Source organism: Marinobacterium sp. xm-m-312, assembly GCF_013283295.1.
GTDB lineage: Bacteria > Pseudomonadota > Gammaproteobacteria > Pseudomonadales > Balneatricaceae > Marinobacterium_E.
On record NZ_WBYS01000002.1, the window covers coordinates 255,093 to 278,187 of the forward strand.

A 23,095-nucleotide genomic window follows, 5' to 3' on the forward strand; every position below is an offset into this window, starting at 1 on the left:
GCTAACAAACATTAGCGGGCTTTTTTTATGGCTTGCTGTCTGAATAGCTGTTAAATATCTTCAGCTTTCGCCGCTGTTCCAACCAACTTATTGATCACTTCGACCAACTCATGATTATCAAACGGCTTATTCAAAATCGCATCGGCTCCCAAATCGATCGCCTTTTGGAGGGCTTCACTGCCCAATGCCGAGATGACCAATATTTTGGTTGAAGCTATTTCTGGAGTTTCGCGAACAAAACTCAGTACATCGTAACCACTTAGGCCCGGCATACTGAGATCCAAGGTCACCAGAATTGGGCGATCTTTCATCAGCTTGGTACCCGCTTGAAAACCATCAGCGGCCACCTCTGCGACTAAACCATGCTTACGTAACACGCGCTGTAATGCACGCGCGATGGCAGGCTCATCATCCACAACAAGAACCTTGCGACTATCTTCCTGCAGTTCAGCAGGAATCGGGATCTCATGCTCAACCAGAAAGGCTAAGAAGTCCTCTACGCGAACTCTGTTATTCCCTCGGCCTGGAAGTTTAAAACCTTTTAAAGCCCCTCGCTCGATCCAACGAATGACGGTTCGTAAATTAACGTCACAAAGCTTAGCGATTTCACCTGTACTGAGCGTCTTCATTCTTCAATTCCTAAAGCGCAGATACTGCCTTTATACTGCGGGTCTATTTTCTTTCTCTATACAAAGCATAGACGATAAAAAATAAAACGAAGTCACTTTTGTAAAAAAAGTTAGAGAATATTCAAAATTCACAATTGTCAGGTAACAAAAAAGCGCCCGAGGGCGCTTTTTATAATGGTTAATAAAGGTTAACCAACAAACTTAATCATGACACCTGCAGCAACCGCAGAGCCAATCACACCGGCTACGTTAGGGCCCATGGCATGCATCAGCAAGAAGTTTTGAGGGTTAGCCTCTAAACCGATCTTATTGGAGACACGAGCAGCCATAGGAACAGCAGAGACACCCGCTGAACCAATAAGTGGGTTGATTGCATTACCACCCTCAAGCTTATTCATCAGCTTAGCCATCAAGACACCTGCAGCTGTACCGATACCAAAAGCAACGATACCAAGAAGCAAAATGCCCAGTGTGTTCATGTCCAGGAATTTATCAGCGCTCAACTTAGAGCCAACCGATAGACCTAGGAAGATCGTCACGATGTTGATTAGAGCGTTCTGTGCTGTATCACTCAGACGGTCCACAACGCCACATTCACGCATCAGGTTACCGAAACAGAACATACCCAATAGTGGGGCTGCATCCGGAAGCAACAGTGCAACAAGAATCAACAGCGCTATCGGGAACATGATCTTCTCAGTCTTAGAGACATGACGAAGCTGGTGCATTGCGATCTTACGCTCTGATTCAGTCGTCAATGCACGCATGATTGGCGGTTGAATCATTGGCACTAGTGCCATGTATGAGTAGGCCGCTACAGCGATCGCACCCAGTAATTGAGGGGCAAGCATGCTGGCAACGTAAATAGCTGTAGGACCGTCGGCACCACCGATGATGCCGATTGCAGCTGCATCTTGAACTGTGAAGTCCATGATACCCATAGCTGAAAGGCCCACAGCACCCAATACCGTTGCAAAGATGCCGAACTGAGCTGCGGCACCCAAGAATAGAGTTTTAGGATTAGCAAGGAGCGGACCAAAATCAGTCATGGCACCAACGCCCATAAAGATCAGTAGCGGAGCAACACCCGAAGCAATAGCTACAGAGTAGAAGTTATAGAGCATACCGTTGCTGTAACCCGAGTCAGCAGCAACCATAGTGGCTGCATGGTGCGTAGACGGATTAGAACCGTGGTAGGCATGCAGTATGTCGTGAGGATCCACACTGGTGATATTCAAAGAAGCAGCCAACCCCTGAAGCACTTCAGGTTTTGCAAAGTGAACCGCATTTTCTACTGCAGAGAACGCGAGCCCAGCCTCGGGAATATTCGCCATGATGCCACCAAAACCGATTGGCACAAGCAGCAGTGGCTCAAAGTTTTTGCGGATTGCCAAAAAGAGCAACAACAACCCCACAACGATCATAGTAATCTGACCGCCTGAGATGTTGTAGATGCCTGAGGCTTCCCACAATTGAAGGATCTTTTCCATTAAACCGTCACCTCAAATTAGGCAAGAGATACCAGAGAGTCGCCAACCTGAACGGCATCGCCCTCTTTAACGTCAACTGAAGTCACTGTACCAGCACGCGCTGCACGAACTTCTGTTTCCATCTTCATCGCTTCCAAGATAACAAGCACATCGCCCTCTTGAACCGCTTGACCAGCAGAGACCTGAACTTTCCAGATGTTACCGGCCAGTGGAGCTGGTACAGCCTCACCTGAACCTGCAGGCGCAGCGGCTGGAGCGGCAGGTGCTGCCGCAGCAGGAGCAACGGCTGTAATATCACCACCTTCAGCTACTTGAACAACGTAGTTCTGGCCATTGACTGTGATTGTGTAAACTTCTGGTCCTGATTTCTTAGGTGCTGACATAGCTAGCGCATCCTCTAAAGTGGGTACTGGTTCAAACGCGTCTGGATTACCGCGATTTTCAAGGAATTTAAGGCCGATCTGAGGGAACAGAGCGTAAGTAAGCACGTCATCAATTTCACGCTCACCCGTTTCTAGCTCAATACCCTTTTCAACTGCGATCTCTTTAAGCTCTGCAACAAGCTTATCCATCTCTGGCTCGAGAAGATCAGCTGGACGGCAAGTGATAGCCTCTGCTCCATCAAGAACTTTAGCCTGAAGCTCAGCATTGTATGGCGCAGGAGCTGCTCCGTACTCACCTTTAAGGATACCCTGAACTTCTTTGGAAATAGTTTTGTAACGCTCGCCAACGAGTACATTGATAACCGCTTGAGTACCAACGATCTGTGATGTTGGTGTCACCAGTGGAATGTAACCAAGATCTTCACGTACTCGTGGGATCTCAGCCAACACTTCATCAAACTTATCCGCTGCGCCCTGCTCTTTAAGTTGACTCTCCATGTTGGTCAACATACCACCAGGAACCTGAGCCACTAGAATGCGGCTGTCAGTACCACGCAGTGAGCCTTCAAATTTAGCGTACTTCTTACGAACTTCACGGAAGTAGGCTGCAATCTCTTCAAGTGCTTCTAGGTTTAGGCCGGTATCACGGTCTGTACCTGCTAGAGCCGCTACTACAGACTCTGTTGCTGTATGACCGTAGGTCATCGACATTGAGGAAATCGCTGTATCAACACGATCAATGCCCGCTTCAACTGCTTTTAGGATGGTCATATCAGACAGACCTGCCGTTGCGTGAGCATGAAGCTGAACTTCAAGACCCGTCTGAGCTTTCAGACGAGATACAAGGTCAAACGCACCGTAAGGGGTCAAAATGCCTGACATATCTTTGATGTTGATTGAATCAGCACCCATGTCTTCAAGGGTCTTAGCGTAATCCACCCACATGTCGATGGTGTGAACTGGGCTAGTAGTGTAAGAGATCGTACCCTGAGCGTGTTTGCCAGTCGCTTTAACGGCCGCAATCGCTTTCTCAAGGTTACGAGGGTCATTCATCGCATCGAAGATACGGAATACGTCGATACCGCTCTCTGCTGAACGCTCAACAAAACGCTCGACCACATCATCACCGTAGTGGCGGTAACCTAATAGGTTTTGACCGCGCAGTAGCATCTGCTGGCGAGTGTTTGGCATTGCTGCTTTAAGTTGGCGAATACGATCCCAAGGATCTTCACCTAGATAACGAATACATGAGTCAAAAGTGGCACCACCCCAACTCTCTAGCGACCAGTAGCCAATCTTATCTAGCTTCTCAGCAATAGGAAGCATGTCATCGAGGCGAAGACGAGTCGCAAACAATGATTGGTGCGCATCACGTAAAACTACATCCGTGATACCAAGAGGCTTATTTGCATCAGACATAAACTTAAGTTCTCTCTTGTTAAAAGGCAGTGCCTAAAATTACTTACGGTATTTATGAACCGCTGCCGACAATACAGCCAACAACTCATCATTGTTGCCTGCAGCTTGAGGCGCAGACGCTTTGGCTTTTGGCTCTACAATCGGTTCTGGCAAAAACTTGTTTACCAGCTTAGACATCAATGTAGTGACAATGACCAGCAGCGTAAGGAATACGAAAACGAACCCCATACCATAGACCATAAGGTTGAGGCCTTCTGATATCAGACTATTCATCTACTCTACTCCAATAAAAATAATTCAAAGGGCTTGGCATAATCCTTGGATCTATGCGCAAAGTAACCCCTACCCAACAGCATAGGGAACAGTTATCCCATAGCCCCGCAGCCATATCAAGCCCACTTTGTATGTAGTGAATTTACAAAAAAGGTCGTTTTTTTAACTTACCAGTCAACTTACGAATGAAGCTGCAGTGTTTACGCACTCTGTAACGGCGTATAAGTGTTAGTTTCGGAATAACTTTCATTGCGACTAAAGAATGAGAAAGTCTCAATTTGTTTTAAGGTGGGTAGTGGAGATGGTGGCCTGCGTTTTAGTCGAACGAGCACGTTGACTCGGCTGGACACGTCAAGTTCAAAAAAAATGCCACCCTAAAGGTGGCATTTCTTTTGAATATGGCGCGCCCGGCACGATTCGAACGTGCGACCGCCTGGTTCGTAGCCAGGTACTCTATCCAGCTGAGCTACGGGCGCTGAAGTATTGCGTGATTCTGAAATGGCGCGCCCGGCACGATTCGAACGTGCGACCGCCTGGTTCGTAGCCAGGTACTCTATCCAGCTGAGCTACGGGCGCTTATTTCAGATGTTGGTCGATGAAAACACTAAAGAAGTGAAAACTCAAGATTGGCGCGCCCGGCACGATTCGAACGTGCGACCGCCTGGTTCGTAGCCAGGTACTCTATCCAGCTGAGCTACGGGCGCTTAATCTTGATGGCGGAGCGAGAGGGATTCGAACCCTCGATACGCGTAAACGTATACACCCTTAGCAGGGGTGCGCCTTCAGCCACTCGGCCACCGCTCCTGATCAACGGCGCGTATAGTACAAGAGAGGTGACTAAAGTTAAACCCTAAAAGGGAAAAACTTACGACTTTCCGCTATTTTCCTGCTCTTTTTCATCCAAGATCCTTTGGTAGATCTCTTCACGATGAATGGAAACATCTTTTGGTGCATTCACACCGATTCGCACCTGATTACCTTTGACACCAAGAACAGTGACACTGATATTGTCACCAATCATTAGAGTTTCACCAACTCGCCTTGTCAGTATTAGCATCAGCTTCTCCTAAATCCATTTAAGATAGGCGACCAAGTGATCGCCATGTGCGAATCCAATTATGCTAGATAGCGATTATTCAGCGACGCTGTCTGCTTGATCGAGTTCAAACGCACTGTGCAGTGCACGAACCGCTAGCTCCATATACTTCTCTGAGATTACTACAGAGACCTTGATCTCGGAAGTTGAGATCATCTGAATATTGATATTCTCTTTAGCCAGGGTTGTGAACATATTGCTTGCAACGCCTGCGTGAGAACGCATACCCACACCCACGATAGAGACTTTAGCAATCTTATTGTCGCCTTTCACTTCACGCGCACCTAGCTCGTTAGCCGTCTCTTCAAGGATAACCAAGGCTTTATCGTAATCATTACGGTGTACTGTGAATGTAAAGTCGGTAGTCTGATCGGCTGCTACGTTTTGAACGATCATATCTACTTCGATATTGGCAGACGAGACAGGACCTAGGATACGTGATGCAATACCTGGAAGGTCAGGCACACCCAACACCGTCAGTTTTGCTTCGTCACGGTTAAACGCGATGCCTGAAATAATTGGATTTTCCACGCTATCAGTTTCCTCTGTAGTAATAAGTGTACCGCCACCATCTTGGAAGCTAGACAATACACGTAATGGAACATTGTATTTACCTGCAAATTCAACCGAGCGAATCTGCAAAACCTTTGAACCGAGACTGGCCATCTCTAGCATCTCTTCAAAGGTGATTTTATCGAGACGACGGGCACCTTCTACCACGCGCGGGTCTGTCGTGTAGACGCCGTCGACATCCGTGTAGATCTGACACTCATCAGCTTTTAAAGCAGCCGCCAGAGCAACACCCGTTGTATCAGAGCCACCGCGACCTAGGGTCGTGATATTGCCGTCATCATCCATGCCCTGGAAGCCAGCTACAACTATGACGTTACCTTCATCAAGATCTGAACGCATTTTGCTGGTATCGATGCTTTGGATACGCGCTTTGGTGTGTGAGCTATCAGTATGGATACGGACCTGACCGCCAGTGTAAGACTTCGCACCTAGACCACGCTTTTTCAGAGCCATAGAGAGCAGTGAAATCGTCACCTGCTCACCCGTTGATACCAAAACATCGTATTCACGTGGATCTGGATTATCAGTGATATCTTTAGCAAGACCGATAAGACGATTGGTCTCACCGCTCATAGCAGAGACAACCACGACAATGTCGTGCCCCTGATCCTTAAATCGTTTTACTTTGTCAGCGACTGCTTCAATACGCTCTACTGAACCTACTGAGGTACCGCCATACTTTTGTACAAATAAAGCCATCTATCTCTATTTCCAATTAACGCTGCACGATTAAAGTGCAGCTCTAACTAATTCGGGTACCGCAGCAATCGCCTGAGGAAGAGCCGCTATATCGGTGCCACCGCCCTGAGCCATATCAGGTCGACCACCGCCTTTACCGCCAAGTTGAGTGGCAAGCTCACGAATCAGATCACCCGCTTTTACTTGACCAGTAAGGTCTTTCGTCACACCCGCGACAAGGCTAACCTTTTCTCCATCGTGCGCTGCAAGCACAACCACACCCCTGCCCAACTTATTCTTAAGCTGATCCAGCATGTCGCGAAGCGATTTAGGGTCAACACCTTGAACTTCTGTTGCCAAAACCTTGATACCGTTGATCTCAAGCGCCGACGAGAGCAACTCACCACTCTGGGCAGCCGCCAGTTTTGCATTCAATCGTTCAATCTCTTTCTCAAGGGAACGGCTACGTTCGTTCAATGCTTGGAATTTCTCTAGCAGTGAATCTCGAGAACCTTTAACCATTACGCCGAGTTCACCCAGTAGTGACTCACTCTCTTCAAACCAGTTGAGAGCAGCAAGACCGGTAATCGCCTCGATACGACGCACGCCTGATGCAATACCCGACTCAGAGACAATCTTCATCATACCGATATCACCCGTACGAGAAGCATGAGTACCACCACAAAGCTCTACTGAGAAGTCGCCACCCATGGATAGAACACGTACTTCATCATCGTACTTTTCACCAAATAGGGCTTGAGCTCCGCGCTCCTTCGCAGCATCAATCGCCATGATTTCGGTTTCTACTGACGTATTTGCACGAATCTGTTCATTGACCATCTGCTCAACGGTTTTGAGCTCTTCGTCAGTAACCGCTTCAAAGTGTGAGAAGTCAAAACGGAGACGTTCATCATTACACAGCGAGCCTTTCTGCTGCACATGCTCTCCGAGCACGCGACGAAGCGCTTCATGTAAAAGGTGCGTAGCTGAGTGGTTAAGAGCCGCAGCTTGACGACGAGCTTTGTCAACCAGTGCGTTAACTTGGTCTCCGACCTTTAAAACGCCCTCAGTCACAGAGCCGTGATGGACATGGCTCTTACCCTCTTTTGTACAGTTTGCCACATCAAACGTACCGCTATCCCAAACCAGCTGACCAGTATCACCGACCTGACCACCCGATTCAGCGTAGAAAGGTGTACGAGTCATAACCACAAGACCGGACTCTCCAGCAGATAGCTCTGTGACTGATTCGCCCTCTTTGAAGATCGCTTCAATCTCAACACGATCTTCCAGAAGCTCATAACCAGAGAACTCGGTAACGCCATCGATCTCTAGCTTATCGTTGTAATCCACATTGAAAGATCCTGATGCACGAGCGCGCTCACGCTGATCAGCCATTGCTGCTTCAAAGCCTTCCATGTCAATGGTCAGTTCACGCTCGCGCGCAACGTCGGCGGTCAAGTCAACCGGGAAACCATAAGTGTCATAGAGTTTGAATACTGCTGAGCCAGGAACGACCGTACCCTGAAGATTTGCAATCTCCTCTTCAAGAAGTGCCAGTCCTTTGTCTAGGGTACGAGCAAACTGCTCCTCCTCTTTAAGAAGCACTCGCTCAACCTGTTCCTGCATTTTTGCAAGCTCAGGATAGGCTTCGCCCATCTCTTTAACTAGGGGCGCAACCAATTTGTAGAAGAAGGTTCCTTGAGCACCGAGTTTATTACCGTGACGAATGGCGCGGCGCATAATACGACGAAGAACATAGCCACGCCCTTCGTTTGAAGGCGTCACGCCATCAGTGATTAAGAATGAACATGAACGGATATGGTCAGCGATTACGCGAAGTGATTTGTTATCGCGATCCTTGGTACCAATTACTTCAGCTGTCGCTGCAAGTAGGTTTTGGAACAGATCAATTTCGTAGTTCGAATGAACGCCCTGCATAACGGCAGCAATACGTTCAAGACCCATACCGGTATCAATTGAAGGGCGCTCTAGCGGTGTCATTTCACCATCAGCAGAACGGTTGTACTGCATAAAGACAACGTTCCAGATCTCGATGTATCGATCCCCATCTTCCTCTGGGCTTCCTGGTGGGCCACCCCAAACATCAGGACCATGATCGAAGAAAATCTCTGTACATGGACCACAAGGACCTGTATCACCCATCGCCCAGAAGTTATCTTCATCAAGCTTAGAGAAACGCTCTGGGTCGATACCCATGGTCTCTTTCCAGATACGTTCTGCCTCATCATCACTGTGGTGAACGGTTACCCATAGACGCTCTTTTGGAAGACCCAAGGTTTCCGTTAAGAAGGTCCAAGCAAATCGAATGGCATCTTCTTTAAAGTAATCGCCAAAGCTGAAGTTACCCAACATTTCAAAGAAAGTGTGGTGACGAGCAGTGTAGCCTACGTTCTCTAGGTCATTGTGTTTACCACCGGCACGAACACAACGTTGCGAGGTTGTTGCTCGAGAGTAGTTGCGTTTATCGCTACCCAGGAATACGTCTTTAAACTGAACCATACCTGCGTTGGTGAAAAGCAGTGTGGCATCGTTGCCAGGGATCAGTGGGCTTGAAGAAACCACCTCATGTCCCTGACTAGCAAAATAGTCCAGAAATGCGTTTCGAATTTCAGCACTGGTCATCTTTTTCATAGAATCAGCCGAGTCTCTATCATCTTAAATTGACACCAAAATAGCCGTACCTAAATTGATACAGGTACAACCTTGGCAAAATAGCGGATAAGTATATACAAACTAGAGTGAAACTCGTAGGGGGTAGTGCGGGGGAATTGACCAAATTAACGGTGATTAGTCGTAATCGGGATCACTATTTTGATAACGAAATGCGTATTCGATTTCACCATAGTTGAAACCACGTCCAGCCATATGTCTAAACCATTTTGCTTTCACTTTCATATCTTCAGGAGGCTCTTCACCAAATTTGCGTTTTAGATACTCAAGCGCGACCTGCTTGGGATCGTCTTTGCGACTATCTAATAACTCTTCGATTAATTGCTTAGAAATTCCTTTACGACTCAGATCGAAAGCTATTTTCTTACCACCTTGCCCATGATCGGATTTCACTCGAATGTAGCTCTCTGCAAAGCGGCTATCAGATTGATACCCCTCTTCAACAAGGTAAGTTAACACCCTCTCTATGAGTTCAGGTTTTTCACATCTTTTTGCAAGACGCTCACGTAATTGACTCTGCGAATACTCTTGCCTAGCCAAATAACTGAAGGCAAAGGACCTTAGCTCGGATTCTGTTTCTATAGGTCTCTTTTGTCGTTTTTGCATAGAAATAAAAAAGGGGCCGAAGCCCCTCTATTCTGTGATTAAAATTCTAACTCTGCATTAGTTTCAGAACCTTCATCACCTTTTTCAGGCTTGGCTGGTACAGATAGCAACTCTTTACGAATTTGTGACTCAATTTCGTTAGCGATCTCTGGATTTTCTTCCAGGAACTTGGCTGCATTCGCTTTACCCTGCCCGATCTTATCGCCATTGTATGCGTACCAAGCACCACTCTTATCAATCAGCTTTTGCTGCACACCTAGGTCGATTACTTCGCCCATGTGATAGATACCTTTGCCGTACATAATCTGGAATTCTGCTTGGCGGAATGGCGGAGCAACTTTGTTTTTAACAACTTTTACACGAGTCTCGTTACCGATAATCTCATCACCCTGCTTCACCGCACCAGTTCGGCGAATATCCAAACGAACTGAAGAGTAAAACTTAAGCGCATTACCACCCGTAGTCGTTTCAGGGTTACCAAACATGACACCGATTTTCATTCGAATCTGGTTGATGAAGACTAGCAAACAACCTGACTGTTTAACGGTACCCGTCAGTTTACGAAGTGCTTGAGACATCAAGCGTGCTTGCAAACCGACGTGCGAATCACCCATATCACCTTCGATTTCAGCTTTAGGCGTCAATGCAGCAACCGAATCGACAATGATCACATCAACAGCGCCCGAGCGAGTTAGCATGTCGGTAATTTCAAGTGCTTGTTCACCTGTGTCCGGCTGAGAAACAAGAAGCGAGTCGACATCAACACCAAGTTTCTCAGCATAAATCGGATCTAAAGCGTGTTCAGCATCCACGAATGCACAAGTTTTACCCTGCTTTTGAGCTTCAGCTATCACTTGCAGGGTTAGTGTTGTTTTACCAGAGGACTCTGGACCGTAGATCTCTACAACACGTCCGTAAGGAAGACCGCCTATACCTAGGGCAATATCCAATCCTAGTGAGCCAGTTGAAACTGCAGGGATAGCCTCACGAGGCTGCTCACCCATGCGCATGACTGCGCCTTTACCGAACTGTCGTTCTATTTGTGAGAGTGCTGCGTCTAATGCTTTCTTACGATTCTGATCCATGAGAAATTCCTTGAGCTGTCTACTGGCTAACTACTGTATTAATAACCAGTATTAAAGCACAGGTAAAAAATATGTCAAACAGGAATACGAAAATAATTTCACAAACGCTCTAAGAGCCCCGTAATAGCTGCATTTATGGTCGCCTGCCGAATTACGGAACGATCTCCATCGAACTTAAAACAGCGCGCTTCTGACTGTTTATTAGGTATCTTCCAGGCAATCCATACAGTACCGACAGGCTTATCTTTACTACCACCAGTGGGACCAGCTATACCAGTCACAGCGACCGCCAAATCCACGCCCTCTTGATTTGCCGCCCCTTCAGCCATCGACTTAGCAACGGGCTCACTTACTGCACCCCACTGATCAATCAATTCGTTTGGAACACCCAATAAACGCTGCTTAGCTTCATTGGAGTAGGTAACTAGACCACTATCAAACCACTGTGATGAGCCCGATATATCAGTGAGCGCCTGAGCAATACCACCGCCGGTGCAAGACTCTGCCGTCGCCATCATTAATCGTGCATCAATCAGCTTTTTAGCCAACAGATCAATTTGCTTATTCATCACTCTTCACAGTCAAAGCTTTCATTAAAATTTATTGTTCTCGTCACTCGATAATCAAACAGATTCAAGTAGAATCTGATCTTTAGCTCGCTTTAATAATTGTAAATTTTATGTCCAATAGTCCACAAGATCTTTCCCAGCACACGCCAATGATGCAACAGTATTTACGCATCAAAGCCGATCACCCACATGAATTTCTGTTCTATCGCATGGGGGATTTTTATGAGCTTTTTTACGACGATGCTAAACGAGCTGCCGAGCTGTTGGACATTTCGCTAACTGCACGTGGCAAATCGGGCGGTGAGCCCATTCCAATGGCCGGAGTCCCTTTTCATTCAGCCGAGGGCTACGTCGCCAGGCTGGTTAGACTGGGTGAGTCCGTTGTCATCTGCGAGCAAGTAGGTGATCCAGCCACCAGCAAGGGGCCGGTTGAGCGTCAAGTTGCTCGAATCATCACACCTGGCACATTGACAGACGAGGCGTTTCTAGAGGAGCGTCGTGATAATCTTTTAGCCGCCATTTATGAACATAAAAATCGATATGGCCTAGCAGTACTGGACATTAGCGCAGGTCGCTTTCATGTCTCTGAACTCGACACTTCAGCATTCGCACACTCCGAAATCGAGCGACTAAAGCCTGCAGAGCTGCTTGTCTCAGATGAGCTTGCTGAGCAAGAGTGGATCCAGTCGCTTCGTGGTCTTGGCCTGAGGCGCCAGCCACCTTGGGCGTTTGAGATTGAGACCGCACATCGAATCCTAAACGAGCAATTCAAAACTCGAGACCTAGTGGGGTTTGGCTGTGAAGGCATGTCACTTGCTGTTGCGGCGGCTGGCTGTTTAATGCAATACGCTAAAGATACTCAGCGAAGCGCTCTACCCCACATCAACAGTTTAATCGTAGATAAGGGTAACGAGGCGGTTCATATCGACGCCGCTACACGTAAAAATCTTGAGATCGATGTCAACCTCAATGGTGGTAGCGAGCAAACCCTGGTCTCTGTTTTAGATAGAACTAAGACACCTATGGCTGCCAGAATGCTGCGCCGATGGCTGCACAGACCCCTTCGTAATATCACTGCTCTACAAGAACGACAGCAAGCCATCCAATGGATGCTGGATCAGTTCCGTTTTGAAGCCTTTGACGATGTCATGCGCTCAATTGGCGATATAGAGCGAATTCTGTCACGTGTTGCTCTGCGCTCAGCTCGACCAAGGGATCTAGAGCGTCTCAAATTGGCACTGAATGCGCTACCAGACATCCAAGAATTACTGACAGATTGCGAAGGCAATCGACTCATCCACCTCAAACAGGCTGTCTCTTCCTTTCCGGATCTAGCCTCGCTTTTGAGCCGAGCTATTAAAGTGAATCCTCCCGTTGTCATTCGTGAAGGCGGTGTCATTTCCAGTGGCTACGATGCTGAGCTTGATGAGCTTCAGGGCCTGAGTGAAAACGCAGGTAGCTATCTAATTGACCTCGAGGAACGTGAACGAGTTCGCACAGGCATCGCCACACTTAAGGTTGGCTACAATCGCGTGCACGGCTACTTTATTGAGGTCGGTAAAGCCCAACAGTTTGAACCTCCAGTAGAGTATCAACGCCGTCAGACTCTTAAGAACGCAGAGCGTTTTATAACACCGGAACTTAAAGAGTTTGAGGATAAAGCACTTAGCGCGAAAAGCCGTGCATTGGCCCGCGAAAAAGCCCTCTATGATGAGCTGCTCGATCTACTTGCCGAACAGCTTACTCCTCTTCGTTCATCAGCCGAGGCACTGGCAGAGTTAGATTTGCTACGCAACCTCGCTGAACGCGCCTCTACTTTGGAATACAGCTGCCCAGCTTTGATTAATTCGGCTAGTTTAAGGATTACTGAAGGTCGCCACCCTGTTGTTGAACAGGTGTTAGACACGCCCTTTGTCGCCAACAATGCCGAACTCAATTCAGAACGACAGATGCTGATGGTGACCGGTCCAAATATGGGTGGTAAATCCACCTATATGCGACAAATAGCCATCATTACCTTAATGGCTCAGATTGGCTCCTTTGTTCCGGCCAGCAGCGCGGAAATTGGCATCGTCGATCAAATCTTCACTCGAATGGGTAGCTCCGATGACCTGGCGGGCGGACGCTCTACCTTCATGGTTGAGATGACCGAAACGGCTAACATACTGCATAACGCAACAGAGCGCTCTTTAGTTCTAATGGATGAGGTAGGAAGAGGCACAAGTACATTTGATGGCCTATCACTTGCATGGTCCGCAGCAGAGTATTTAGCTAAAGAGTGTAAGGCTCTGACGCTATTCGCAACCCACTATTTTGAACTAACACAACTATCAGAGCTTATTGACGGCGTCGTCAATGTGCACTTAACGGCTGTTGAACATAACGACCATATTGTCTTTATGCATGAGGTCCAAGAGGGGCCTGCAAGCCAGAGTTACGGTCTGCAAGTTGCTCAATTGGCAGGTGTACCTCGCTCAGTGATTCAAAGTGCCCGATCAAAACTGATTCAGCTCGAAGAGGGGAGCCAATCTCAACCTCTTACTTCAACCAGCCTCAAAACAGCTGGAGCGGCATCACCACAACAAAACGATCTCTTTATCGCTCCTATTCCATCTGAGAGCGACTTAAAGTTAAAAGCATTGGATCCTGACTCACTCACACCTAGAGAGGCATTGGACCTAATCTATGAGCTCAAACAGTTAGTTGAGAAATACTGATCCGCTTAATCTATACTCAATAGAAAGCTGATGGGAGGTAACACATGACGTTTATCGTGACCGAAAACTGTATCAAGTGTAAGTATACGGATTGTGTCGATGTGTGCCCCGTGGATTGTTTTTACGAAGGCCCCAATTTCTTAGTGATACATCCTGATGAGTGTATCGATTGCGCACTGTGCGAACCTGAATGCCCTGCTCAAGCTATTAAACATGAGGATGACCTTCTCCCACAGGAGGATATCTACTACAAACTCAATGCCGAACTGAGTGAGCAGTGGCCAAACATCCGTTACCGGAAGGCACCACTCTCTGATGCTGAAGAGTGGAATGGAAAAACCGACAAGCTAGCGTTACTAGAGCGTTAGCTACAGCCTAAACAGCGAATCGACGTTAAGACCATTCTCTAAACAGATCGCTCTAAGCTTTTTGAGTCCTTCCACCTGAATCTGTCGTACCCTTTCGCGAGTCAGGCCGATTTCATTACCCACCATTTCCAGGGTCTGAGCATCAAAACCACGCAAGCCGAAGCGTCGAGAGATAACCTCGCAATGTTTTTCTGGAAGCGTGCCTATCCAATATTCTAGATTCTTGTGAAGGTCTTCATCGGCGTTATGGTCATCGGGGGACTTAACATTTTCATCCGAAATGACTTCCGTTAGCGATCGACCATCCTCTGTTGCCACAATATCCAAAGACCCAACGCGTTGATTCAACCGCATAATCTTTTCAACATTCTCCAGAGGCTCATCTAGATGACGAGCCACATCTTCTGGGGTCGGCTCACGATCCAGTGTAAGAGAGAGCTCACGTGCAACGCGAAGATAGTTGTTCAACTCTTTAAGAATATGGATGGGTAGACGTATGGTTCGCGTCTGGTTCATGACCCCACGTTCAACCGCTTGGCGAATCCACCAAGTGGCATAGGTGGAAAAACGAAAGCCTTTTTCAGGGTCAAACTTTTCTACTGCACGAATAAGTCCAAGATTACCCTCTTCAACGAGATCCATCAGTGATAAGCCGCGATTTTGGTAACGACGCGCAATGTTAACCACCAACCTCAGATTAGCCTCGATCATTCGCGCACGGGATTTCATGCACCCCTCTTGTTGGATCGCTCTACCCAAAGATTTCTCTTCATCGGGCGTCAACAGCGAGGCAGCACCAATTTCATTGAGGTAGAGTTGGGTCGAGTCCAGCTGAACTGCTGAGATTAAATCTTCATGAGCGACACCGTCTTTACCACGACGAGAGTCGACGACTGTCTCATGCTCATTTTGATTATTATTCTGTTCGCCATCTAAAAGATCTAAATCATCTGACAACTCATCATTGAACTCAATCTTGCTGTCTGAATTCATACTGCACTCACTTCATCAAGCTATTGGGTGAGGGCTTGTTGAAACGTTCGGGCTATCGTTTGGGTAGATAGCGCAACGGATCAACCGGCTTACCGTCTTTTCGAATCTCAAAGTGAAGCATGGGAACCGTTGCTCCGCTGCTTCCAAGCTCAGCAATCACTTGCCCCGCTTTTACCTGCTGATTCTCTTTAACCAGAATTTTACTGTTGTGCGCATAGGCACTCAAAAACTCTTGGCTATGACTGATAATGACAAGATTTCCGTATCCTAGCAAACCGCTGCCGGCATATACCACCTGCCCAGGTGCTGCTGCTTTAACTGCATCACCCAGTTTGCCAGAGATATCCAAACCTTTATTGCCACCCTCTTTAGCTGAATACCTAGCAAGAATCTTGCCAGAATGTGGCCAACCCCAAGAAAAATTTGTCACGACTGGCGCAACTCTCTTTTTAGGTGATGGGGTTTTGTTGACTGATTGCTTAGCAACCGCTCTAGAGGGGGGCTTTGAAGGAGTAGCAACAGGGCTGCCTTGAGTTTTTAAAACCTGGCCGGCGTATATTAGATCTTTATCTTTAATGCCATTGATTGCGGCCAATCTTCTGTGATCGATCCCTAATTTAAAGGCGATACCAATCAAAGTATCACCCGATCGAACACGATACTCACCCGCACCGATGGTGGGTCGCTGAAGACCTAGTGACTGATCTGAAACTGGGGCATACCCTGTGCTGCAAGCAGAGAGAAGTAGCGCAAATGCAAGTAAAGCAGTGAGCCGCAAACAGTTAGCCTCTCGATGGCAGTCTATCGATTAACAGAACAACCGCTAAGCCAAACAGCATCAATAGAATGGCCAACACTAATTGAGATGGTTCACCCGTAAGATCTGTAAAGGCTGTTGGGGTAACATTCTGCTCCACGAGCGGCACCTGATGCCCTTTAGAGTTGATGGTGTAAGAGAGTGTGTACTTCCATGGCCACACCTTATTGAGTGAACCCAGCAAAAAACCTGACAACAGCGCTAAAGTCATTGAGCGATAATGATTGAAAGCCCAACTCAATACTCGAGAAAACGCCAATAAACCAGAGGCCGCACCAGCGGCAAACAGTGCGATAACAGCAAAATCAAACTCTTTAATCGCTGTCAGAATGGTCGTATACATCCCTAATAGAAGCAGAATAAAGCTACCTGAGATACCTGGAAGAATCATGGCACAGATGGCAATCATCCCTGCAAAAAAGACCATCAGCGCCGAATCAGGCACACTACTGGGCGACATGGAGGTCAACAAATAGGCCAACACCGCGCCAAGAACAAAGACGGACATCCGATTGGCGCACCAACCTGCAACATGACGAGCCACACTCCATGTTGACGCAAGAATCAAACCAAAGAAGAACGACCACAACAGAACCGGGTACTCGTCTAGGAGAAACAGAACCGTCTTCGCCAATAAGATGATACTGAGCGCGATACCGGCTACAAGGACCAACAAGAAGGTTCCGTTAACCTGTTTCCAGGCAGCCACTAAGCCTTTCTTAAAAAGAACATTCAGTGCTTTCAAATCGAAGCGACGAATCGAGTGAATGAGCTCTTCATAGATACCGGTAATGAAGGCAATAGTTCCACCTGAAACACCAGGAACAGCATCAGCCGCACCCATCAACATCCCTTTCAATAACAACTTAAAATATTGAAACGCTGTGCGCTGCTTATTTAAATGATCCATTGTCTATTAACTTACCAACCCATTGAGTAGAGGAACAAACTTAACCGGCTCTATCACTTTGGTCTCAAAATGCGAATCACTGCGTCGCAAAATGCGAACCAGTTTTTGCTCTTCATCTCCAACAGGGGCCACTAAAACGCCACCCACCTTCAATTGCTTCTTCAAAGATTCGGGAATAACTGAGGGGGCTGCCGTTACCATAATGGCATCAAACGGTGCCTCATGCTCGAGCCCCATTCCACCATCAGTGTGAAAAAGAGAGACATTACTCAATCCCAAGTAGCCCAGTACAGATGCAGCTCGCTCTTGTAACGGAAGAATTCTTTCTACACTGAAAACCTGCTGACAGAGCTGAGCAAGAACTGCTGTCTGATAGCCAGATCCCGTGCCAACTTCTAACACCTTATCTTTAGCACCAAACTCCAACAGCAACTCGCTCATTCTAGCGACAGTGTAGGGTTGAGAGATGGTTTGGTTATATCCAATTGGCAGCGCGGTGTCTTCATAGGCTTTATGCGATAGCGCTTCATCAATGAAGAGATGACGGGGCGTTTCAACGATCGTCTCTAATACCGCTTTATCGGTGATCCCTTGATCCTGCAAGCGATTGAGAAGCCTCTCTCTTGTTCGGCGTGAAGTCATTCCGATCCCTTCACGTAAAAGCTGTTGGGACACTATTACTGCTCCAACCAATCAGCCACCTGATCAAGATCAGAGTAGCGAGTCATATCCAGCTGCAGAGGGGTGACCGCAACATAGCCATTTTCAACCGCATAGAAATCGGTACCTTCAACACGATCTTTGGCTTCACCGACGGCGGCAATCCAATAGCGAGTTCGACCTCGTGGGTCTTGAGTAGGTAGTGGCGGTTCGCCAGCACTGCGGTGGCCCAAACGGGTAATTTGCACACCCTTTAATTGATCCATAGGGAGATCAGGAACATTCACATTAATGACGGTTCTCGGTGCAACCTTCAAGGATTCAATATTCGCGACCAGATCAGCCACTACCTGTGCGGCCGTTTCATAGTGTTTAGGGTGAAAATTGCAGGTCGATACTGCTATAGGTGGTAGTGTCAAATGACGACCTTCGGTTGCCGCAGCCACGGTACCTGAATAGACAATATCGTCACCCAAGTTTGCACCCGCATTGATACCGGAAACGACGATATCAGGGATATCACCATCTGAGAAAATCCCAGAAACCCCTAAATGCACACAATCGGTTGGCGTTCCATCGACTCCAAAATAACCACTACTATGCACAATTGCATCAAGAGGACGATCCAAGGTTAACGAGTTACTAGCACCGCTTCTATTACGATCAGGTGCTACAACCGTACAGCGGTGACCTGCCTCTTTTAGACGTTCAGCAAGAACCCGCAACCCCGGTGCGTAAACACCATCATCATTGGAAACCAAAATATGCATCTAGTTATCTCTTATCTATTATTGGCTCAATCCTAAGTGGAAAGGGTTACCAGACACACAGCTCACGCAAAACACTCGTGGCAAACGAGCCTGATGGAAGAGAGAAACTGAGTTTTACGACCTGCTCTTCTAGCACTTCCACATGCAAATCTCTTGGGACCAATCGCATACTGCGACGCTCTTGTCTAAGCCCAAGCGTTTCCAACCCCTCAGATATTTGAGGATACCCCGCGACGACCGACTTTTCTATCATCTGAGCCTTATCCAGGGAGTATAATTCGCCTTTACCCCACATCGGCGCAGTCAAATGCAGATCGCACTGATCGAAACGGGCTTTTTGATCAGGATCATTAGCGTCGTAACGATGAACTTTTTGCGTGAAGTCTTCGATCAAGACATCCCCATCGAGAGGGCTATCCCAGGTGCCTTGATCTATACGAGTGGAGATCACTCGATTGAATAGATAGGAACGCAGTGCCGAAATGTACATGCTGCGTTTGTTGCGCTGACGTTCAACCAACTCACCCGACAGGATAGCCAATCCTGAGTGAAGATTACCGAACGACTGACCAAATCGCTGCTCACCAAAGTAGTTAGGAACCCCTGATTCAAGAGAAGTCGCTTTATGCAGAAGTCGATTTACATCAGAGACCTCTCTGAGGGTAATCTCAAATCGGTTACCCTTAAGATGACCGAGTTTAATCTTGCGACGATGTTTACTCGACTTGAGAACATTGATTGTATCACCGCCGAATAACGCCCAGTTAAGCACACGTCGAGATCCGGGCAGATGGACACTGAACCACTGCTCAGTTACGGCATGGCGATCTTTTTTACCTGCGTAGGCCACATCTCTGGGGCTGACCTGGCAGAAGTTAGCTAACTGACGCGCCACCCAATCGGTGTTTTCACCGCGTTTCTGAATGTATAGGTAGTGATGTTCGCCTTCACCCTCTGGTTCATACCCCAAATCTTCAACAACACGAAAATCTTCTGGTGCAGAACGGAGCTGTGCATTCACATCGGGTTGGCCGTTCAAATAGCTAAAGGGCTCTACAACAAATTCAGTCACTATCCATCTCCGATGGTGTCAAAGGCTTAACCACCTGATAAAAAGTTTCCTCTTTACCGATCATTCCCATTTCAGATCGAGCTCTCTCTTCGAGTGCTGACAAGCCGCGTTTTAGATCTTGCACTTCAGCTTCCAGCTCTGAGTTTCGCTCCAAAAGCCTCTGATTAATCTGGCGCTGCTCTTCAATATCGCTCTGTACCTGCCAAATCTGAGGCAAGCTTGGTTCTCCGAACCAGAGTCGATACTGAAGCGCCACTGCCATTAGGAGCAGAATTAACCAAAACCAACGCAAGCTATTTTTCTCCACAAAAAAAGGGCCTAAGGCCCTTTTATATCATGTTTCTATTAACCCTGGCCTTTAATCTCAACTAGGCCTCGGTATGCTGCTTCAGCACCCAACTCCTCTTCGATACGAATGAGGCGGTTGTACTTAGCAACACGGTCCGAGCGACAAAGTGAACCGGTCTTAATTTGTCCAGCTGCTGTGCCCACTGCAAGGTCAGCAATGGTTGTATCTTCAGTTTCGCCAGAACGGTGTGAGATGACTGCCGTGAAGCCAGCATCCTGAGCCATTTTAATCGCATCCAAGGTTTCAGACAGTGAACCGATCTGGTTGAACTTAATCAAGATCGAGTTACCGATGCTCTGCTCGATACCACGAGATAGGATCTTAGTGTTGGTTACGAATAGATCGTCACCAACTAGCTGAACCTTATCACCGATCTTGCTTGTTAGGCTCGCCCAACCATCCCAATCAGACTCATCCATGCCATCTTCAATAGAGACGATTGGGTAGTTTTCAGTCAATGCTTTAAGGTAGTCACCGAATCCTTCTGAATCAAACTTCTTACCTTCACCCGCTAGATCGTACATACCCTCTTTGTAGAACTCAGAGGATGCACAGTCTAGTGCCAGAGTGACATCTTTACCTAACTCGTAACCTGCGTTAGCGATCGCCTCTTTAATGACAACCAGTGCCTCTTCGTTAGACGCAAGGTTTGGCGCAAAACCACCTTCGTCACCAACCGCTGTATTAAGGCCTTTAGCTTTAAGCACCGCTTTTAACGCGTGGAAAATTTCAGCACCGCAACGAAGCGCTTCGGCAAAACTTGATAAGCCAACTGGCTGCACCATGAACTCTTGGATATCAACGTTGTTATCCGCGTGCTCACCACCGTTCAAGATATTCATCATTGGCACAGGCATAGAGTAGCGACCTGGAGTACCATTGATCTCTGCGATGTGTTGGTAAAGTGGAATGTTTTTAGCTTGAGCAGCCGCTTTAGCAGCAGCAAGTGAAACAGCAAGAATGGCATTAGCACCAAATTTGCTCTTATTCTCAGTACCGTCAAGCTCAAGCATCTTGTTATCCAGAGCGCGCTGATCAGTCACATCCATGCCAACTAGGGCATCTTTGATTTCGCCGTTCACGGCAGCGACAGCTTTAAGCACGCCTTTACCTAGGTAGCGAGATTTATCACCATCACGTAGCTCTAATGCTTCACGTGAACCGGTTGATGCTCCCGATGGCGCACAAGCAGACCCCATGATGCCGTTCTCAAGAACAACGTCCGCTTCAACCGTTGGGTTACCACGTGAATCCAATACTTCACGTGCTTTGATGTTTGCAATTGTAGTCATTTCCCTAACTCCTAATTAGCTGTTCGCTTGGTACTCAAGCGCAGCGCCAATAAATCCTTTAAATAGACCGTGTCCATCACGTGGTGTAGAGGTGAACTCTGGGTGGAATTGACAAGCCACAAACCACGGATGATCTGGTGCTTCCACAACCTCGACTAATTCACCATCCGTTGAACGACCTGAGATAACAAGTCCGGCAGCTTCTAGCTGTGCAACGTAATTATTGTTCACTTCATAACGATGGCGGTGACGTTCAACAACTTCAGTTGAACCATAGGCTTCAGCAACATGCGTGCCCGCTTTAAGATGACATAACTGAGCACCTAGGCGCATAGTGCCACCTAGATCTGAATCATCAGTACGCTGTTCAACTTCACCGGTGTGATCCGTCCACTCAGTAATCAAACCGATAACAGGGTGCTCAGCTTCTGTATTGAACTCCGACGAGGTCGCACCCGCCAAGCCAGCAACATTACGTGCGTACTCAATTACAGCAACCTGCATGCCAAGGCAGATACCAAGGTAAGGGACTTTATTTTCACGAGCGTAACGTACCGCCTCGATCTTACCCTCAACACCACGCTCACCAAATCCACCAGGTACTAGGATCGCACTGAAGTCCTTAAGGATCTCAACCCCTTCCCGCTCAACACGTTCAGAATCGATGTATTCGATTTTTACTTTCTTACGATGTGAGATGCCTGCGTGTGATATCGCCTCGATAAGAGACTTGTAGGCATCCAGAAGTTCCATGTATTTACCGACCATCGCGATGGTCACTTCACCCTCTGGATTCAAAAACGCATCAGCTACCGCATTCCACTCACCTAGATCAGCCTTAGGGCAATCCAGGTTAAATCGTTCAACAACGATCTGATCCAAACCTTGTGCTTCTAACATCGCAGGGATTTTGTAGATGGTATTTGCATCAGGCAATGAAATAACAGCGCGCTCTTCTACGTTGGTAAACATAGAGAGTTTTTTAGCTTGTGATTCAGGCAGCGCAAAATCAGAGCGGCATACCAAAATATCAGGCTGAATACCGATAGAGCGCAGCTCTTTCACAGAGTGCTGTGACGGCTTAGTTTTAATCTCACCGGCCGTAGCAATGTAAGGCACAAGTGTAAGGTGCATGAACATAGCGCGGTTTGAGCCCAGCTCCACTTTCAGCTGACGAACAGCCTCCAAGAACGGCAAGGACTCAATATCACCAACGGTACCGCCAATCTCACAGAGAGCGATATCAGCATCACCTGCACCTTCGATAACGCGGCGCTTAATCTCATCAGTGATGTGAGGAATAACCTGAACAGTTCCGCCTAGGTAATCACCACGGCGCTCTTTACGAAGAACGTGTTGATAAATACGGCCTGTCGTAAAGTTGTTTCGCTTGCCCATGGTCGTACGAATAAAACGCTCGTAGTGGCCAAGGTCCAAATCGGTTTCAGCACCATCTTCGGTGACAAATACCTCACCATGCTGAAACGGACTCATAGTACCAGGATCCACGTTAATGTATGGATCGAGCTTAAGCATGGTGACTTTAAGACCACGCGCTTCCAAAATTGCCGCGAGAGAGGCCGAAGCAATGCCTTTGCCCAATGAGGAAACAACACCACCGGTGACGAAAATATAGCGCGTCATGCAGAACC

Annotated in this window: 21 protein-coding genes and 4 tRNA genes; 2 read left to right on the top strand and 23 right to left on the bottom strand. The window is 47.5% G+C overall.

Annotation, left to right across the window (positions count from 1 at the left end):
• Positions 1-50 precede the first annotated feature (50 nt).
• From XMM312_RS03920 to XMM312_RS03985, 14 genes are all read right to left on the bottom strand, one after another.
• Complete coding sequence (locus XMM312_RS03920; protein ID WP_173484598.1) at positions 51-629, bottom strand: response regulator; 579 nt, start codon at positions 627-629, stop codon at positions 51-53.
• A 188-nt stretch (positions 630-817) separates the two neighbouring features.
• Positions 818-2,119: a sodium ion-translocating decarboxylase subunit beta gene (locus XMM312_RS03925; RefSeq protein WP_173481409.1), complete on the bottom strand. Its 1,302-nt coding sequence runs from the start codon at positions 2,117-2,119 to the stop codon at positions 818-820.
• 17 nt (positions 2,120-2,136) lie between these two features.
• Entirely contained in the window at positions 2,137-3,921 is a 1,785-nt protein-coding gene (gene oadA, locus XMM312_RS03930; RefSeq protein ID WP_173481410.1) for a sodium-extruding oxaloacetate decarboxylase subunit alpha, read from the bottom strand.
• A gap of 39 nt (positions 3,922-3,960) precedes the next feature.
• Positions 3,961-4,194: an OadG family protein gene (locus XMM312_RS03935; protein ID WP_173481411.1), complete on the bottom strand. Its 234-nt coding sequence runs from the start codon at positions 4,192-4,194 to the stop codon at positions 3,961-3,963.
• 399 nt (positions 4,195-4,593) lie between these two features.
• Positions 4,594-4,670, bottom strand: a tRNA-Arg gene (locus tag XMM312_RS03940).
• A gap of 23 nt (positions 4,671-4,693) precedes the next feature.
• Positions 4,694-4,770: transfer RNA gene (locus tag XMM312_RS03945), tRNA-Arg, on the bottom strand.
• 51 nt (positions 4,771-4,821) lie between these two features.
• Positions 4,822-4,898: transfer RNA gene (locus tag XMM312_RS03950), tRNA-Arg, on the bottom strand.
• Between the two features lie 10 nt (positions 4,899-4,908).
• A tRNA-Ser gene (locus XMM312_RS03955) sits at positions 4,909-4,998 on the bottom strand.
• Between the two features lie 61 nt (positions 4,999-5,059).
• Positions 5,060-5,251, bottom strand: a complete 192-nt coding sequence (csrA, locus tag XMM312_RS03960) for a carbon storage regulator CsrA (RefSeq protein WP_173481412.1) — start codon at positions 5,249-5,251, stop codon at positions 5,060-5,062.
• Between the two features lie 75 nt (positions 5,252-5,326).
• Positions 5,327-6,562, bottom strand: coding sequence for an aspartate kinase (locus XMM312_RS03965; protein ID WP_173481413.1), 1,236 nt, complete (start codon positions 6,560-6,562; stop codon positions 5,327-5,329).
• Positions 6,563-6,592: 30 nt separating this feature from the next.
• Positions 6,593-9,187 (bottom strand): alanine--tRNA ligase, encoded by a 2,595-nt coding sequence (gene alaS / locus XMM312_RS03970; protein WP_173481477.1) that lies wholly within the window; start codon positions 9,185-9,187, stop codon positions 6,593-6,595.
• A 165-nt stretch (positions 9,188-9,352) separates the two neighbouring features.
• On the bottom strand, positions 9,353-9,841 hold the full coding sequence (locus XMM312_RS03975) for a regulatory protein RecX (protein WP_173488738.1): 489 nt from the start codon (positions 9,839-9,841) through the stop codon (positions 9,353-9,355).
• 38 nt (positions 9,842-9,879) lie between these two features.
• Positions 9,880-10,926 carry a recombinase RecA gene (gene recA / locus XMM312_RS03980; RefSeq protein WP_173483400.1) on the bottom strand — a complete coding sequence of 349 codons (1,047 nt, stop codon included), beginning with the start codon at positions 10,924-10,926 and terminating at the stop codon, positions 9,880-9,882.
• A 98-nt stretch (positions 10,927-11,024) separates the two neighbouring features.
• The gene (locus XMM312_RS03985; protein WP_173481432.1) at positions 11,025-11,495 is read right to left on the bottom strand and encodes a CinA family protein; all 471 of its coding nucleotides are present in this window, start codon (positions 11,493-11,495) and stop codon (positions 11,025-11,027) included.
• A gap of 149 nt (positions 11,496-11,644) precedes the next feature.
• On the opposite strand from XMM312_RS03985, the gene mutS reads away from it, so the two are divergent.
• Both mutS and fdxA read left to right on the top strand, forming a co-directional pair.
• On the top strand, positions 11,645-14,212 hold the full coding sequence (gene mutS / locus XMM312_RS03990; protein WP_254442832.1) for a DNA mismatch repair protein MutS: 2,568 nt from the start codon (positions 11,645-11,647) through the stop codon (positions 14,210-14,212).
• 44 nt (positions 14,213-14,256) lie between these two features.
• Entirely contained in the window at positions 14,257-14,580 is a 324-nt protein-coding gene (gene fdxA, locus XMM312_RS03995) for a ferredoxin FdxA (protein ID WP_173481434.1), read from the top strand.
• Here the strand turns inward: fdxA and rpoS are convergent, their stop codons facing one another.
• Genes rpoS through XMM312_RS04040 form a run of 9 tightly spaced genes read right to left on the bottom strand, consistent with a single transcriptional unit; the run spans position 14,581 to position 23,087 of the window.
• Complete coding sequence (rpoS, locus tag XMM312_RS04000) at positions 14,581-15,573, bottom strand: RNA polymerase sigma factor RpoS (RefSeq protein ID WP_173481435.1); 993 nt, start codon at positions 15,571-15,573, stop codon at positions 14,581-14,583. It lies immediately after the preceding gene.
• A gap of 52 nt (positions 15,574-15,625) precedes the next feature.
• Positions 15,626-16,351 carry a peptidoglycan DD-metalloendopeptidase family protein gene (locus XMM312_RS04005; RefSeq protein ID WP_217362076.1) on the bottom strand — a complete coding sequence of 242 codons (726 nt, stop codon included), beginning with the start codon at positions 16,349-16,351 and terminating at the stop codon, positions 15,626-15,628.
• Between the two features lie 4 nt (positions 16,352-16,355).
• Positions 16,356-17,300, bottom strand: a complete 945-nt coding sequence (locus tag XMM312_RS04010; protein WP_217362077.1) for a DUF368 domain-containing protein — start codon at positions 17,298-17,300, stop codon at positions 16,356-16,358.
• Positions 17,301-17,306: 6 nt separating this feature from the next.
• Positions 17,307-17,942, bottom strand: coding sequence for a protein-L-isoaspartate(D-aspartate) O-methyltransferase (locus XMM312_RS04015; RefSeq protein WP_173481480.1), 636 nt, complete (start codon positions 17,940-17,942; stop codon positions 17,307-17,309).
• Positions 17,943-17,977: 35 nt separating this feature from the next.
• Positions 17,978-18,730 (bottom strand): 5'/3'-nucleotidase SurE, encoded by a 753-nt coding sequence (gene surE / locus XMM312_RS04020; protein WP_173481436.1) that lies wholly within the window; start codon positions 18,728-18,730, stop codon positions 17,978-17,980.
• 46 nt (positions 18,731-18,776) lie between these two features.
• Positions 18,777-19,802, bottom strand: a complete 1,026-nt coding sequence (gene truD, locus XMM312_RS04025; protein WP_173488739.1) for a tRNA pseudouridine(13) synthase TruD — start codon at positions 19,800-19,802, stop codon at positions 18,777-18,779.
• Positions 19,795-20,109: a cell division protein FtsB gene (ftsB, locus tag XMM312_RS04030; protein ID WP_371743466.1), complete on the bottom strand. Its 315-nt coding sequence runs from the start codon at positions 20,107-20,109 to the stop codon at positions 19,795-19,797. The genes truD and ftsB overlap by 8 nt, the downstream gene beginning before the upstream one ends.
• A gap of 38 nt (positions 20,110-20,147) precedes the next feature.
• On the bottom strand, positions 20,148-21,443 hold the full coding sequence (gene eno, locus XMM312_RS04035; protein WP_173488741.1) for a phosphopyruvate hydratase: 1,296 nt from the start codon (positions 21,441-21,443) through the stop codon (positions 20,148-20,150).
• Positions 21,444-21,458: 15 nt separating this feature from the next.
• On the bottom strand, positions 21,459-23,087 hold the full coding sequence (locus XMM312_RS04040; RefSeq protein ID WP_173484534.1) for a CTP synthase: 1,629 nt from the start codon (positions 23,085-23,087) through the stop codon (positions 21,459-21,461).
• Positions 23,088-23,095 lie beyond the last annotated feature (8 nt).

Bases quoted from the DNA above. Each gene is read 5' to 3' on its own strand.
- XMM312_RS03920 (WP_173484598.1), bottom strand. From the start codon at position 629: ATGAAGACGCTCAGTACAGGTGAAATCGCTAAGCTTTGTGACGTTAAT.
- XMM312_RS03925 (WP_173481409.1), bottom strand. From the start codon at position 2,119: ATGGAAAAGATCCTTCAATTGTGGGAAGCCTCAGGCATCTACAACATC.
- oadA (WP_173481410.1), bottom strand. From the start codon at position 3,921: ATGTCTGATGCAAATAAGCCTCTTGGTATCACGGATGTAGTTTTACGT.
- XMM312_RS03935 (WP_173481411.1), bottom strand. From the start codon at position 4,194: ATGAATAGTCTGATATCAGAAGGCCTCAACCTTATGGTCTATGGTATG.
- csrA (WP_173481412.1), bottom strand. From the start codon at position 5,251: ATGCTAATACTGACAAGGCGAGTTGGTGAAACTCTAATGATTGGTGAC.
- XMM312_RS03965 (WP_173481413.1), bottom strand. From the start codon at position 6,562: ATGGCTTTATTTGTACAAAAGTATGGCGGTACCTCAGTAGGTTCAGTA.
- alaS (WP_173481477.1), bottom strand. From the start codon at position 9,187: ATGACCAGTGCTGAAATTCGAAACGCATTTCTGGACTATTTTGCTAGT.
- XMM312_RS03975 (WP_173488738.1), bottom strand. From the start codon at position 9,841: ATGCAAAAACGACAAAAGAGACCTATAGAAACAGAATCCGAGCTAAGG.
- recA (WP_173483400.1), bottom strand. From the start codon at position 10,926: ATGGATCAGAATCGTAAGAAAGCATTAGACGCAGCACTCTCACAAATA.
- XMM312_RS03985 (WP_173481432.1), bottom strand. From the start codon at position 11,495: ATGAATAAGCAAATTGATCTGTTGGCTAAAAAGCTGATTGATGCACGA.
- mutS (WP_254442832.1), top strand. From the start codon at position 11,645: ATGATGCAACAGTATTTACGCATCAAAGCCGATCACCCACATGAATTT.
- fdxA (WP_173481434.1), top strand. From the start codon at position 14,257: ATGACGTTTATCGTGACCGAAAACTGTATCAAGTGTAAGTATACGGAT.
- rpoS (WP_173481435.1), bottom strand. From the start codon at position 15,573: ATGAATTCAGACAGCAAGATTGAGTTCAATGATGAGTTGTCAGATGAT.
- XMM312_RS04010 (WP_217362077.1), bottom strand. From the start codon at position 17,300: ATGGATCATTTAAATAAGCAGCGCACAGCGTTTCAATATTTTAAGTTG.
- XMM312_RS04015 (WP_173481480.1), bottom strand. From the start codon at position 17,942: ATGACTTCACGCCGAACAAGAGAGAGGCTTCTCAATCGCTTGCAGGAT.
- surE (WP_173481436.1), bottom strand. From the start codon at position 18,730: ATGCATATTTTGGTTTCCAATGATGATGGTGTTTACGCACCGGGGTTG.
- eno (WP_173488741.1), bottom strand. From the start codon at position 21,443: ATGACTACAATTGCAAACATCAAAGCACGTGAAGTATTGGATTCACGT.
- XMM312_RS04040 (WP_173484534.1), bottom strand. From the start codon at position 23,087: ATGACGCGCTATATTTTCGTCACCGGTGGTGTTGTTTCCTCATTGGGC.